Annotated in this window: 14 protein-coding genes; 5 read left to right on the plus strand and 9 right to left on the minus strand. The window is 55.7% G+C overall.

Annotated features, from left to right (window positions below):
* Positions 1 to 75: 75 nt before the first annotated feature.
* Together H9I52_RS16105 and H9I52_RS16110 are read right to left on the minus strand one after the other, a co-directional pair.
* Complete coding sequence (locus tag H9I52_RS16105) at positions 76 to 678, minus strand: RNA polymerase sigma factor (RefSeq protein WP_187454675.1); 603 nt, start codon at positions 676 to 678, stop codon at positions 76 to 78.
* A gap of 199 nt (positions 679 to 877) precedes the next feature.
* On the minus strand, positions 878 to 1,798 hold the full coding sequence (locus tag H9I52_RS16110) for a bestrophin family protein (RefSeq protein ID WP_187454676.1): 921 nt from the start codon (positions 1,796 to 1,798) through the stop codon (positions 878 to 880).
* Between the two features lie 190 nt (positions 1,799 to 1,988).
* Here H9I52_RS16110 and H9I52_RS16115 point away from each other — a divergent pair, with 190 nt between their 5' ends.
* Positions 1,989 to 2,159 (plus strand): hypothetical protein, encoded by a 171-nt coding sequence (locus H9I52_RS16115; RefSeq protein WP_187454677.1) that lies wholly within the window; start codon positions 1,989 to 1,991, stop codon positions 2,157 to 2,159.
* A gap of 115 nt (positions 2,160 to 2,274) precedes the next feature.
* Here the strand turns inward: H9I52_RS16115 and H9I52_RS16120 are convergent, their stop codons facing one another.
* From H9I52_RS16120 to H9I52_RS16140, 5 genes are all read right to left on the minus strand, one after another.
* Entirely contained in the window at positions 2,275 to 2,946 is a 672-nt protein-coding gene (locus tag H9I52_RS16120) for a sterol desaturase family protein (protein WP_187454678.1), read from the minus strand.
* 76 nt (positions 2,947 to 3,022) lie between these two features.
* Positions 3,023 to 3,541 (minus strand): shikimate kinase, encoded by a 519-nt coding sequence (locus tag H9I52_RS16125; RefSeq protein WP_187454679.1) that lies wholly within the window; start codon positions 3,539 to 3,541, stop codon positions 3,023 to 3,025.
* 117 nt (positions 3,542 to 3,658) lie between these two features.
* Positions 3,659 to 4,714, minus strand: coding sequence for an ABC transporter permease (locus H9I52_RS16130; RefSeq protein ID WP_139515587.1), 1,056 nt, complete (start codon positions 4,712 to 4,714; stop codon positions 3,659 to 3,661).
* Positions 4,715 to 4,819: 105 nt separating this feature from the next.
* Entirely contained in the window at positions 4,820 to 5,920 is a 1,101-nt protein-coding gene (locus tag H9I52_RS16135) for a BT_3928 family protein (RefSeq protein WP_187454680.1), read from the minus strand.
* A gap of 6 nt (positions 5,921 to 5,926) precedes the next feature.
* Positions 5,927 to 6,511: a DUF1599 domain-containing protein gene (locus tag H9I52_RS16140; RefSeq protein ID WP_139515585.1), complete on the minus strand. Its 585-nt coding sequence runs from the start codon at positions 6,509 to 6,511 to the stop codon at positions 5,927 to 5,929.
* 155 nt (positions 6,512 to 6,666) lie between these two features.
* Here H9I52_RS16140 and folP point away from each other — a divergent pair, with 155 nt between their 5' ends.
* Entirely contained in the window at positions 6,667 to 7,554 is an 888-nt protein-coding gene (gene folP, locus H9I52_RS16145; RefSeq protein ID WP_187454681.1) for a dihydropteroate synthase, read from the plus strand.
* Positions 7,551 to 8,387: a diadenylate cyclase CdaA gene (gene cdaA / locus H9I52_RS16150; protein ID WP_187454682.1), complete on the plus strand. Its 837-nt coding sequence runs from the start codon at positions 7,551 to 7,553 to the stop codon at positions 8,385 to 8,387. Before folP ends, cdaA begins: the two co-directional genes overlap by 4 nt.
* Before the next feature lie 74 nt (positions 8,388 to 8,461).
* Here the strand turns inward: cdaA and kbl are convergent, their stop codons facing one another.
* A complete protein-coding gene (kbl, locus tag H9I52_RS16155; RefSeq protein WP_187454683.1) occupies positions 8,462 to 9,709 on the minus strand; it encodes a glycine C-acetyltransferase in 1,248 nt (415 codons plus the stop codon).
* A 121-nt stretch (positions 9,710 to 9,830) separates the two neighbouring features.
* A complete protein-coding gene (locus H9I52_RS16160; protein WP_410403031.1) occupies positions 9,831 to 10,898 on the minus strand; it encodes a patatin-like phospholipase family protein in 1,068 nt (355 codons plus the stop codon).
* 141 nt (positions 10,899 to 11,039) lie between these two features.
* On the opposite strand from H9I52_RS16160, the gene H9I52_RS16165 reads away from it, so the two are divergent.
* On the plus strand, positions 11,040 to 12,023 hold the full coding sequence (locus H9I52_RS16165) for an NAD-dependent epimerase/dehydratase family protein (protein ID WP_187454685.1): 984 nt from the start codon (positions 11,040 to 11,042) through the stop codon (positions 12,021 to 12,023).
* Positions 12,024 to 12,670: 647 nt separating this feature from the next.
* The gene (locus H9I52_RS16170; protein ID WP_222940520.1) at positions 12,671 to 13,393 is read left to right on the plus strand and encodes a DUF3891 family protein; all 723 of its coding nucleotides are present in this window, start codon (positions 12,671 to 12,673) and stop codon (positions 13,391 to 13,393) included.
* Positions 13,394 to 13,415 lie beyond the last annotated feature (22 nt).

The raw sequence follows: 13,415 nt of genomic DNA on the forward strand, positions 1-13,415 counted from the left end.
CGCCGCGGGAAAGGACCCCTCTGAAAATTAATTTATTTATAACTGATTTACGTACAGTTATTTATAAATAAAGGCTTAGTTCAGATTCACCGTTTCCAGCAGCGTTAGTACGCACAAGGCGCCGACAGACAAGTCGCTGTGCTGGTGCAGGTAGGCTTTTACGAAGGCGGTGGCGGCGTACAATTGCTTTTTGACTACGGACTTCGAAATGGAAAGCTGCTGGGCAATCTCATCCAGCGAAAGCTCCTCCTGCGTCCGCATCAAAAAAATCTGCTTGCGCTTGAGGGGCAGTTGTGCAATGGCCTGCTGCGCCATCTGGTAATCTTGCTGGTAAATCAGGGCGGCATCGGCAAATTCCGGGGCGGTTGTGAACGCCTGCAACCGTTTGTGGGCCGTGGCCTGTCTTTTTTGCTGGCGCCAGTAATCGACTACCAAGTTTTTGGCCACCTGATAGGCATACGCTTTGAAGGAAGCCAAGTGCGGCAACGTCTCGCGCCGGTCCCAGATGCGCACAAAAACCTCCTGGATTATCTCTTCGGCTTCTTCCGTCGAGCCGACAAACAAAGTAGCGTAGCGAAACAAATCGTTCAGGTGGGCGCTGTACAAACACGTGAAAGCCACCCGATTGCCTGCCGCTACGGCCTGAAGCAATGCCCTTTCATCTGGTTCAGTACTCATACACGAATTGCGTTTGCCTAAAAGTACTTGGCTTGTACAGTGCTACTAGTTATCGAATTATTACCAATTAGCGGCAAAAATTGACTTTTGACGTGCTGAGCTGGTATGGCCAGTTTTTCATATACTATAATTTATTGACTATCAACTACTTAACAAGAACCATGTTGAAACAGAAACATCACACGGCTTGTGTCGCCCCCTAATCGAGAAGGTAGCGGCTGCGGCGCGGGGGCGCTTCGGGCACCGGTTCGCCGATCATTTCCAGCAACGTAGATTCGATCATATGGCTCATAGTGTTCAGCGCCAAATCGTTGGGTTCCAGCCCAAAAGGCGCTTCCAACTCGCGCACGATGGCATCGAGAGCCATAAACGTGTAGCCGATGAAAGCCACAATCAGCGGCGTCATCCAGCCAATGCTATCGACGAGTCCGAACGGCAGCAGAAAGCAGTAGAGGTACACCGTGCGGTGCAGCATCACGCTGTAGGTGTACGGAATCGGGGTGCCGGCCAGGCGCTCGCAGCCACCCACGATGTCGGAAAGTTGGTTGAAGTTGTGGTCGAAAGCCAGTTGCGTAGTCGTGTCGAGCTGCGCCGCCTCTTTGCTTTGCTGCACCCAGCGCCCCATTTCCAGCAGCAGCAACATGGGTTTGTAAGTACCCTTTTGCACGGTCTGCGCCACTGCTGCCGGCAGCAGCCGCACCAGATCCGGAGCGGCATCGGTACGCCGAAGTTGGTGTTTGAGCGCGTACGTAAACGCGATCAGCAACCGCACGAAATACGCGGTCCGTTGGGCATCAACTGAGTGGCTGTTCATGGTAAGGGCTTGGCGTGCCAGCGAGCGCGTGGTGTTTAGCAAAGCACCCCACAGCTTACGGCCTTCCCAGAAACGGTCGTAGCTGGCGTTGTTGTAAAAGCCCAAAAAGATGGCCAGCGTAACCCCAAACAATGTAAATGGCGCCGCATTCAGCGGGACTTTGTAGCTCAGCAGGTTGTCGTGGGCATATACCACACCCACCGACAACAGCACCAATACCACCAGCCGCGGCAGAATCTGGGGCAGCACCGAACCTTGCCACACAAACAGCAACCGCAGCCAGTTATTCTTGTCCCGAATAATCATGAGTCGAGCAAAAGTTACCTATACGCAGCTTCCGGCCCGACGCCGCACAAGCGCAGTCTACAGAACGCCGCGTTTAGGGGGCGCCTGACCTGAGACCCACAAAGCCAACCTTTTTTCAATTAGGCAAGTATCAACAAGCAATGGCGCTGCTTGGCGGCGTTTCTCTCTCCCATCTCATGCCGACCTCACCATGAAAACCTTCCGTTTACCTCTGTTTTTTTGCCTGTTGCTGCTGACGTTTTCCATGAGCAGCTGCGCGGCCATTGCTGATATTTTCAAAGCTGGCGCCTGGACGGCCGTCGTTGGCATTTTCCTGGTGGTTCTGCTGCTGTGGTGGATCGTGGGCAAAATGCGTCGCTAGCCTGCGCTCCTGCCTTTTCCATATGCTGCGCTGAGCCTGCGCTTATCAGGCCCATCAAACACAAAGCCCGACCTGCAACAGGTCGGGCTTTGTGTTTGATAGGAAATAAGGTCGTTTACTTCTTGGCGACGCGATCAGGCATGGTGCCGATGATATGGTCCCAAAGCGTAGACGACACACCGAAGGCAATCTCATCTTGCCGATAGTGGTGCTGCGCATGGTGATGCCACCATACTTTCAAAAAGTTCTTCGGCGGCGCATACACGTGAATAGCGTAGTGCACAAACAGATACAGCGCGTAGCCAAACACGAAGCCCGCCAGAATGCCGAAAGAAGCATTGCCAAACGTGAAGCGGAAAATAAAGAACAACAGCGACGCCACAAACACCGTGATGATGGGCGGCATGGCTAGGCGCGTCTTGTCTTTGGGGTACTCGTGGTGCACGCCGTGCATGGTGTATTGAAACTTGGCCCGGCCGGGCGATGTAGCCGGAATGTGGTACACGTAGCGGTGCACCAAGTACTCGACGAACGTGAACAAAAACCACCCTACCAGAAACAGGCCGAAAGCCGAAAGCCCCGTCACCAAGCCACGGGTCAGGCCATAATACAGGCTCACGACGGCCGTGATCAGAAAAATACCCACAGGCAGGGCGATATGCGTGTGCGACAAGCGCTCAAGCATAGGGTTTTCAAACAACCGGGCCGACCCTTTGTGCTTGGGTTTTATTGCATCGGGCGTTTTGGCCGGCGTGGGTTTTACGTCGGGTACGGGAGCAGAATTCATATGAACAGGCGTCAGATTCAAGGAGCAAAAGTACGCAGCAGCGCGCAAATCACGCACCAAACTGTAGGCAATCAGCCTAACTGGTAGTTTGGTAGCGATCTATCAGCCGGCGCACGGCCTCAACCGAATTGGTCGGTGGCGTGCGCAGCGGCGCGCGCTCGTAAAACTGTTGCCGGGTCGCGAAGGTTTCGTGCATGCGCACAGCCAGCGCAGCCGGGTCGGAGAGTTGCGCCAACAGCGGCCGGTTGGCGGCGGAGCGCTGTAGTCGTTGCACCAGCTCGTCAAGGGGCACTTCCAGATACAGAGTAAGCCCGGTAGAGAGCAGAATGTCAAGGTTTTGGTGAAAGCAGGGCGTACCGCCGCCGGTAGCCAGCACCATTTCCGGTTGGGCCTGCACCACCTCTCGCAACATGGCCGCTTCCTGCTCCCGAAAATACGCCTCACCCTCAGCGGCAAAAATATCGGTAATGCTACGCCGTTCGCGGCGCACAATCTCGGTATCCAGATCGAAAAATGGCACCTGATAAGCCGTAGCCAAGGCCCGACCCAGAGTGGTTTTGCCGGCTCCGGGCATGCCAATGAGATAAAGACGCATTCGAGCTGATTGAGAAATTGAGGAAGCTGAAGTACGGTTTACAAAAGCCTATAAAGTAATTCCGACATAATTTATAAATAGCTATATATCAAATACTTATATAAAAACAATAACTATCTAGGACAGCTTTACCCGCGGGTCGAGCACGGCGTACAGCACATCGACCGCAATGTTGATGACCACAAACAGGAAGGCGATGAAGATGGTGGCTCCCATCACCACCGGGAAATCCAAGGTTTCCACGGCCCGCAGCGTCACGGTGCCCAGGCCTTTCCAGTTGAAAATATACTCGATGAAAAATGCCCCTGCCATCAGCGAAGCCAGCCAGCCCGAAACAGCAGTGATAACCGGATTGAGCGCGTTTTTGAGCGCGTGCCCCATCACCGTATCATACCCAGATAATCCCTTGGCCCGCGCCGTGCGAATGTAATCTTGGCTCATCACGTCGAGCATGGAGCTGCGGGTGAGCTGGGTAATGATGGCCAGCGGCCGGATGCCCAGCGCGAAAGCCGGCAACAGCAGGTTGCGCAGGACCAAATGGGTGCCCGTAAACGGGTCGGTTTCGTAGAGCTGCCCCGTCAGGTTCAGACCGGTCCAGGAGCTCCAGTAAAAGCCGAACGTGATGGCAATGAGAATACCCGCCACAAAAGAAGGCACCGAAATACCTAATACTGAGATAGTTATCAAGCTTCTGTCGAGCCACGAATGCGGGCGCAGCGCCGCCACGATGCCAAACAAAATGCCAAATACCGCCGCCAGCAGCATCGCCGCCAAGGCCAGCCACAGCGTGCCGGTGAAATGATCGGAGAGGATGCTGAGCACGTCTTTGTTCGTCTGAAACGAGCGGCGCAGGTAGGGCTTTTTGAGCACCAGTGCCTTTTGCCCCAAGGGCAGCAGGGCGATGCCGCCGTATTTGGCCACACTAGCCGAGTCGCGACCGTGCACACCCAGCGGCGACACATCATTCAGATAGCCAACGAGTTGCAGTGGTACCGGCTGATCGAGTCCCAGATCGGCGGCGATGGCGGCACGGGTGGCCAGATCGCTGCGCTGCCCGGCGAGCAGCGCCACCGGGTCGCCTGGCAGCACGTTGAACAGAAAGAAAACCGTGAGCGCAACGCCCACCAAAATGAGCAGGCCTTGCAACAAACGGCGCAGAACGAATTGAATCATTGGAAGTTAGAAACAGCTTGCTGCCGCTCCAGAATCAAGGTACAGCACTTTAAGCCTCTCCGTAGTCCGGCATGCCGACTAGGTGCCGGCGTGGGAAACGTGCCTTTATAGCAATTCCTCGATGGTGGCGCGGGTTGGGATGTCGTGGTAATGAAACTTGCCCTTCACCACGCCGTCTTTGAGCAGAATAAAGCCGGGATTGGAACGGATCATGGATTTGAGCACCGTTGCGTCGGCGTAATAGAAAGGTGCCGACAGGTTTACCTCGTGCCGAAATGCATCGAATTCGGCCGGGCTAGTGCTCGTAATGACCAACGGCATAATCTTCTTTTGCGACGAATCGGCCGACTGCAACAGGCTGTTAATCTGCGTGAAACGGTCGCGATCAGCCTTGTCGGTGTTCTGGATAATGAGTACCAGCTTGTTGCCTTGCAGGAGTTGCTGCGTGTAGTCGCCCTCGTCGTTCCAGACCTTGAAATCGGTGATTTTGGGCCCGGCGTTGGGATTGAGCGGCACCATCTGTTTGAACTTCCAGGTAGTATCCGTGGGGTATTGGGTAAACTCTTGGCTCGTGCCGTTACGCTCCATGATGTATTTGTAACGCAGTGGTTCTGAGGGCTTCATGAGCTTGCCAATGTCATTACCGACTTTGTAAGGCAGGAAGTCGAAGTACGGCAAGTGCCCCAGCGCGTACACCCCGATGCCAATGGCTACGGCTGCCGCCACCGTGATGTACATCACGCCCAGTTGGCCTTTGGCAAATACCCGCCGCAGGTAGCGTTGATTGGTGAATACCACACCCCATAACCCCAACAGAAACAGATCTTTAGCGAAAGACGTCCAAGGGTTGAGCTTGATAAAATCGCCGAAGCAACCGCAGTCGGTTACTTTGTTGAATGCCGCGGAGTAGAACGTCAGGAAGGTGAAGAAGATGAGCAGCGCCAGCAGCGTCCAGAGCGTTTTGCGCAGGTGCCAGCGCAGCAGCAGCGCTACGCCCAATATCACTTCCAGAGAGCTTAGTACAATGGAAAGCGTACGGGCTATTCCCTTGAAATACAGAAAGAAACTCCCAAAATCGGTGGCAAATACTTCGAAGTATTCTTCCAGCTTCAGGGCCGTCCCGACGGGATCGTTGAGCTTGATTAGCCCCGAAAAGATAAACAAGATGCCAAGCAGCGCCCAGCAGATACGGGTAACGAGTTTCATAGTGCCTTAAACAGCTGATTCTGAATCGGGTTGCGCGGCCACGGGCTCGTTGGCAAGGCCTCGCTTAATCAGGGCAAATACGGCGTAATTGAGCATATCGCGGTAATTGGCTTCCACGCCTTCCGATACGTAGGTCTGGCCGGCCAGGTCTTCGATTTGCTTGGTGCGGTGCAGCTTCATCAGGATGATGTCGGTGATGCTCTCCACGCGCATTTGCCGCCAAGCTTCGCCGTAATCGTGGTTTTTGGCAAAGAGTAGCTGGCGGTTTTCCTCGATCTCACGGTCGTAGGCAGCGGCCACTTCGTCGGCAGGAAGATCATGCGGAGCATCCGCAGCTAACCTACTCTGCATCAATGCGATAACACAGTAATTAATGATGGCCACAAACTCTTCGTTGATCCCGTCGGCGACGAGCTGCGTGCCTTTCTCCTGAATGGAGCGAATGCGCTGGGCTTTGATGTAAATCTGGTCGGTGACCGAGGGCAGCCGCATGATGCGCCAGGCCGTGCCGTAGTCGTGGGTTTTGGCCAGAAACAGCGTCCGGCAGTGCTGGATAACCCGGTTGTACTCGTGCTGGGTTTGGTTACTCAAAATTTTCAGCCTACTTTGTTGAGGACTTAGAAACGTGGGAACGTAGGGAATTGGCGCTGCTAGAGCAGCCTGTTGCTCCTTCATTTGGCTTGCGTCAGCAGGGCTGTTTCAGGGTGGAAAAACCAGGTTCCCGAGTCCTTAAGCCCCCAACTCCCATGGTAACCCAGGCCGCGAAAGATACGTGTTTTTCTCCGAGGCAAACGCTGCTTTGCCCCGGTGGCCGCGTGCTGGATTTGCGCCGGCCGCAGGTGATGGGCATCCTCAATCTTACCCCCGACTCCTTCTACGCCGATAGCCGCTTGGGCACCGATACGGCCGAGTTGCTGCGCCGCGCCGAAGTGATGCTCGCGGCGGGTGCCGCCGTGCTGGACTTGGGCGGCTACTCGTCGCGCCCCGGCGCCGAGCACATCTCCGAAGCGGAAGAAAAGCGCCGCTTGCTGCCCGCTGTGGCTGCAGTGCGGCAAACGTTTCCGGAAGCATTCCTCTCCATTGATACCTTCCGGGCTGGCGTGGCTGCCGAAACAGTAGCGGCAGGTGCCGACATCATCAACGACATCGGTGGTGGCGAACTGGATGCCGATATGTTTGAGACGGTGGGCCGCCTAAGGGTGCCGTATGTGCTCATGCACATGCGCGGCACGCCCCAAACCATGACGCAACACACGAAGTACGAAGGCGACATCGTTACGGAGCTCGTGCGTTACTTCCGCGACAAAATCACTGCCCTGCACCGAGCCGGCATCACCGACGTGGTACTCGACCCCGGCTTTGGCTTTGCCAAAACGCCAACTCAGGGCCACGAAATTTTGCGGCGCCTCGATGAGTTGCAAGTGCTGGGCTGGCCCATTCTGGCCGGACTTTCGCGCAAATCGATGGTATACAAGCCTTTAGGGCTGGCGCCGGATGCAGCCCTGACGGGTACCATCGCCGTCAATACCATGGCCTTGCTCAACGGGGCCCGCTTGTTGCGCGTACATGATGTAGCCGAAGCGGTGCAAACTATCCGGCTTGTTTCCAACACTTTCAGTCCCTCTTCCTCGTGATCGGCTCCTTCTCCATCGGCTTCCTGCGCATTGGCTGGATTGACGTGGCAGACGTGCTGCTCGTCACGGTGCTATTTTATCAGCTGTATAAGCTGCTGACGGGAAGCGTTGCGCTGAAGATTTTCCTGGGCTTCATGTCCATTTACCTGTTCTATCTGGTGGTGAAAGCGGCCGGCATGGAACTCTTAACCAGCATCTTAGGCCAATTTATGAGCGTAGGAGTGTTGGCCGGCATCATCCTGTTTCAGCAGGAAATTCGCCGCTTCCTGCTCAACATTGGTAAGGTTACGGCCTTCGACCGGGTGCGGGTGTTTCCGTGGCGCCGCGATACGCCCTCCGAGCGCATGAGCGTGACGCCGTTTGTGGAGGCCGCCAAAAGCTTGGCGGGCAAAAACACCGGCGCACTCATCGCCTTTACGATGTCGTCGGAGCTGAAATTCTACGCCGAATCCGGCGATTTGATTGATGCCACCGTGAGCAAACGCCTGCTCATGAGCATTTTCAATAAAACCAGTCCCTTGCACGACGGCGCGGTCATCATCGCCAGCAACCGCATCAAAGCGGCGCGCTGCATTCTGCCCGTCAGCGAAAACCCCGACGTGCCCGCTTCAATGGGCCTACGGCACCGCGCCGCCATCGGCCTTACAGAAGTAACTGATAGCGTGGTACTTGTGGTAAGCGAAGAAACCGGCCAAATTTCGCTGGTACGTGGCGGCGAAGTATTCCGCAACTTGTCATCGGCGGACTTGCGGGCCCGGCTCAACGAGTTCTTGTTCGATATGCAGCCAAAAGGCGCCGCCACCTCTTCGGCGGCTACGGAAGTGGCAGCTTAAATCCATAAGCAGAACTAGGCTAGAAAACTCCCCTCCTTTTTTCAAGGAGGGGAGTTGCACTATAAACTCGCTTTTTATGGCGTGTTCGTCACCACTTGACCCGCTTCGGGCTGGGCAGATGAGCGGTCTTTGAGCGTCCCTAGTTCCTTGCCTACTTCGATGAACGCCTGAATGGCCTTGTCCAGATGGGCGCGGGTATGGGCCGCCGACATTTGCACGCGGATACGAGCCTGCCCCTTAGGCACTACCGGGAAATAGAACCCGATCACGTAGATGCCTTTCTCCAGCATTTTCGCCGCAAATTCCTGGCTGAGTTTCGCGTCGTACAACATCACCGGCACGATGGGGTGCTCGCCCGGCTTGATGTCGAAACCGGCTTCGGTCATCTGCTGGCGGAAGTACTTCGTATTTTCTTCCAAGCGGTCGCGGAGTTCGGTACTTTCCGTGAGCAGGTCGAGCACGCGGATGCTGGCCCCCACAATGGCGGGTGCTAACGTGTTGGAAAACAGATACGGACGCGAGCGCTGGCGCAACATCTCGATGATTTCCTTGCGGCCCGAAGTGAAGCCGCCCATCGCGCCGCCGAGGGCTTTGCCCAAGGTGCCCGTGATGATATCGACGCGGCCCATTACGTTGCGGTACTCGTGGGTGCCACGGCCGGTTTTGCCCAGAAAGCCCATCGAGTGGCACTCATCAATCATGACCAGCGCCTCGTACTGTTCGGCTAGATCACAGATTTTGTCGAGTTGGGCAATCGTACCGTCCATGGAAAATGAACCATCGGTCACGACGATGCGATGGCGCGTGCCTTTGGCTACGGCATCCTGGAGCTGCTTTTCCAGGTCCGCCATGTCGTTGTGGGCGTAGCGGTAGCGCTGGGCTTTGCACAAACGCACGCCGTCGATGATGCTGGCGTGGTTGAGCGCGTCGGAAATGATGGCATCTTGCTCGTTGAACAGCGGCTCAAATACGCCACCGTTGGCATCGAAAGCCGCCGCGTACAGAATGGTATCCTCGGTGCCCAGAAACTCGGCCAGCTTGCGCTCCAGCTCCTTATGTATGTCCTGGGTGCCGCAGATGAAGCGCACCGACGACATGCCGTAGCCGTGCGTATCGATGGCTTCCTTGGCCGCTTTAATTACCTCAGGATGAGAGGATAAGCCCAAGTAATTATTGGCGCAGAAATTCAGCACCTCGCCGGCTTCGTCGGTTTCGATTTCGGCGCCCTGAGGCGACGTGATGATGCGTTCTTTCTTAAACAGGCCGTTTTCTTTGATTTCGGCCAGTTGTTTTTCGAGGTCGGGCTGGAGGGTGGTGTACATCTTCTTGAAATGCTGAATAATGGATTCTGAATCGGGCTTTCGGCAGGGCCGTGGGAATAACCAAAGCTACGGGATCGGCGGGAATGCTGGCATTTGGCGCCGGCTCCTTGCCACTCTTACGCTATAAACCTCGGCGCGTCATAAATGCGCGCACTCCTTCACGGCCGCTAGCCATGAGCGCCTGTTTTTGCTGCGCGGAAACACGTTTGATTTTGGGGTTGAACCCTAATGTGCTGATGCTTATCGTTCGTTTCCAATCGGTGGGTTGGGCAGGATTCAGGTTTTCAATGGCCAGGGTGTAGAGCGCGCCCACGTAGCTGCCGAAGTTCTGAATATCGTACGGCGCTAATTGCTGCCGCCCGTTGCGTAGTGTATCGTAGGCAATCTGCTCCGCCCGATCTAAGCGCAGGCCCAGCGTTTCGGGGTTGGAAAATGGTTTAGAAGCATTATTTATAACACTTTGACTATCAAGTAAATACCTGACATCGTCAAACAGCCAGATTGGGTAGTTTGCCAGCAAGCCACCATCTACTAACACATTGACTTTCTGATCTTTCTTCGGTTTCACTATCACGTTGCTGGCTTCATCCAGCAGCACCGCCCGAAAATACAGCGGAATGCTCATGGAAATCCGGACGGCATCGGCGACGCGCAGGTTGGGGCTAGTTTCGTAGCTAAACACCTGCGTGCGCTGGGTGGTAAGGTTGGTGCCGGTCACGTAGAGGTCGCGGGCTTGGCCCTGCTGGGCGCGTTCGTGGAGTTGGCCCAGTGTCAGGTTGGCGTTGCCGGTGCGGCGCCCCACCAGCTCGCTCATGTACTTCGTAAACTGATCGCCGCGGTACCAGCCATATTGTTTGAGTAGGCGCGTGCTGCCGCCAAAAAAGATCAGGCGGCCATCGTTGAGGCGCTGCACCGGTGTGCGATCGATGATCTCGATAATCTCCTGGGGCGAATAGCCTACGGCCAGCAATGCCGCCTGAATTGCGCCTGCCGAAGTGCCGCCCACCCGCTGAATCTCCGCCAAAACCCCTTGTTGCTCAAGCTCTTGCAGCGCCCCGCCATACGCGATGCCGCGAATGCCTCCGCCTTCCAGCACAAGGTTGCGATACTTTCCGGGAGGCCGAACTTGCCCCCAGCCGGGTACGATTGGCCACAGAAGCATTGCGAGTACAAGCACAACCTGACGCATACACGATAAGCACGGAAATTGCACATAACCGGACCGCCGGCCCGCCGCTTCCGTAGTTCCTTTGTTGAGTTGCGCCAAAGATAATCACCCCTACCCGGTATCTTTGTAGCCCTCGTCACCACCCAACTTTGCTTTACCCATATGCAAACCACCCCCAGCGACACAACCGGCACCGTGCTTGTCATTGGCGCTTGCGGCCAGCTTGGCTTCGAACTCACCCACGAACTACGCCAGCTCTATGGCCCTGCCAACGTGATTGCCGCCGATGTACGCCCGCCCAAACAAGCTGAGCTTCAGCAGGAAGGCCCGTTTGAGCTGCTCGACGTACTCGACCGCGACCGCCTCTACGCCTTGGTGCAACAGTACCGCCCGAAACAGATTTATCACCTTGCGGCGCTGCTGTCGGCCACGGCCGAAAAGGACCCGAAGTTTGGGTGGAAGCTCAACATGGACGGCCTCCTCAACGTGCTCGATGCCGCTGTGGAGTACAAGGTGGCGCAGGTGTACTGGCCCAGCTCCATCGCCGTGTTCGGTCCTGATACGCCTCGCGACCACACGCCGCAGCTGACCATCATGAATCCTAACACGGTGTATGGCATCAGCAAACTGGCTGGTGAACAGTGGTGCGAGTGGTACCACAAAAAGTACGGCCTCGACGTGCGCTCACTGCGCTATCCCGGCCTGATTGGCTACAAGTCGTTGCCCGGCGGAGGCACAACCGACTATGCCGTAGACATTTACCACAAAGCCATCGCGGGCCAGTCGTATGAATGCTTCCTGAAGGAAGACACGTACCTGCCGATGATGTACATGCCCGACGCCCTCAAAGCGACCATCGATCTGATGCACGCTCCGGCCGATCAGATTAAGGTGCGCTCGTCGTATAACTTGGGCGCGATGAGCTTTTCGCCGGCCGAAATCACGGCTTCGATTCAGCGGCATTTCCCCGATTTTGAGGTCACGTACCGGCCCGATTCGCGCCAGCAGATTGCCGACTCTTGGCCCAAAAGCATCGACGACTCGCAAGCCGAGCGCGATTGGGGTTGGCAGCCACAGTACAACTTGGATAAGATGACCGACGACATGCTGTTGCATTTGCACCAGCCGGTGGCAGCAATACTATAAAGAGGATCTTTTAACATTCTGCCACACATGTTATTAGTTAGCATTAGCAGTGTCTTTATGATGATTCTGCGATTGCTAGCGCAGATAGGGGTACTGTACCTTTTTTTCAAGTTTGCAAGACTTATAATCCGCCTCAATGGCGGATTCCGATTTCCGAACCCTTTTCAGCCGGGCTGGAGCCAGTTGCACAATCAATACGGTAGCATGCAGAACATGCGACCAATGCATACCGCCTCGGCCCGAATCGGAGTATGGAGTTATAATGACCTACTGGAATTTGGCTTCGATGTAGAAGATCTGGTTATCCGCAAAACAATGATTTCCAGTTCTCTTGTTCGCATTCCATATAAACAGTTTGTCGTAGTCCGAGCCCCTGAGCCGATACTTATTACGCGGTTCAGCAATCCATTTTTCACTCCCGGAATATTTCTCGCTGGTGGAGTGGAGATACAGGTAAAGGCCCATTGGGCTAAGCAAATCCTGCATCGGATAACATCTTCCGGATCCTCTGTGACTTTATAGCGGAGCAGAGTCACAAGCATACGCCCAGTCAAAGCAGATGGGGCGTGCTGGTAGCTCTGCTCCGCAAACCTCCGCGTAACCTTCGCGTACTTCTGCGGGAACCCAACGCTCGCACCCCGATGATTGTGAACTACACTGCCGACGGCTGGCGAATTATTTACCAGCAGTCGCATGCGCTGTTGGCGGCGCAGTTGGCGTGGCATTGGCACCCTTTTGGGCCCACCGACCGCTGGGTGGGTCTGATTGCGGCCGTGGCCCAACACGACGACGAACAGCAGCGCTGGGACGGGCACTACGGTCTGACGCCGGCTGGGGCGCCGGCTAATTTTACGCTCAAGGAGTTTTCGTTGGAGCAGGCCACAGGTGTGATGCGGGCGGCGCGGTTTCAGGGGCAGTGGCGCAGCTTGCTTACCAGCATGCACATGAGCTTCCTCTACGAAAGCCTGCGGGGCAAGCAAAAGGAAATCGATGCGTTTCTGGATGAGCAACTCAGCCAGCAAAAGCTATGGCGTAAAAACCTGAAAGTCAACAAGAACGACGCCCAACAAGCCTACGACCTTATGCAATGGTGCGACCGTCTCTCACTGATTCTGTGTCGGCAGGAGATACCCGATATGGGCCGCACGCTGGAAATCAGCAAGGGCCCCGACGGCCAGCGTTACGAAGTAGTCGCACCCCACGACCCCACGCGGGTGCAGGTAACGCCGTGGCCATTTGCAGCCAAGCAGGTGGAGGTCAGTATTGAAGCGCGCACATTGCGGCAGTTGCAATTCCGCGACGACGAAGAGCTTGCCGCCGCGCTGCGCGAAGCGCCGGTAGAAACGTTGCGTTGGCAGCTATATAAGTAATTGATTGTCAATTATTTATATA

The sequence above is a fragment of the Hymenobacter sp. BT491 genome (genome assembly GCF_014349165.1).
GTDB classification, from domain to species: domain Bacteria; phylum Bacteroidota; class Bacteroidia; order Cytophagales; family Hymenobacteraceae; genus Hymenobacter; species Hymenobacter jejuensis.

Coding starts and splice junctions, on each gene's coding strand:
- H9I52_RS16105 (WP_187454675.1), bottom strand. CDS start 678: ATGAGTACTGAACCAGATGAAAGGGCATTGCTTCAGGCCGTAGCGGCA.
- H9I52_RS16110 (WP_187454676.1), bottom strand. CDS start 1,798: ATGATTATTCGGGACAAGAATAACTGGCTGCGGTTGCTGTTTGTGTGG.
- H9I52_RS16115 (WP_187454677.1), top strand. CDS start 1,989: ATGAAAACCTTCCGTTTACCTCTGTTTTTTTGCCTGTTGCTGCTGACG.
- H9I52_RS16120 (WP_187454678.1), bottom strand. CDS start 2,946: ATGAATTCTGCTCCCGTACCCGACGTAAAACCCACGCCGGCCAAAACG.
- H9I52_RS16125 (WP_187454679.1), bottom strand. CDS start 3,541: ATGCGTCTTTATCTCATTGGCATGCCCGGAGCCGGCAAAACCACTCTG.
- H9I52_RS16130 (WP_139515587.1), bottom strand. CDS start 4,714: ATGATTCAATTCGTTCTGCGCCGTTTGTTGCAAGGCCTGCTCATTTTG.
- H9I52_RS16135 (WP_187454680.1), bottom strand. CDS start 5,920: ATGAAACTCGTTACCCGTATCTGCTGGGCGCTGCTTGGCATCTTGTTT.
- folP (WP_187454681.1), top strand. CDS start 6,667: ATGGTAACCCAGGCCGCGAAAGATACGTGTTTTTCTCCGAGGCAAACG.
- kbl (WP_187454683.1), bottom strand. CDS start 9,709: ATGTACACCACCCTCCAGCCCGACCTCGAAAAACAACTGGCCGAAATC.
- H9I52_RS16160 (WP_410403031.1), bottom strand. CDS start 10,898: ATGCGTCAGGTTGTGCTTGTACTCGCAATGCTTCTGTGGCCAATCGTA.
- H9I52_RS16165 (WP_187454685.1), top strand. CDS start 11,040: ATGCAAACCACCCCCAGCGACACAACCGGCACCGTGCTTGTCATTGGC.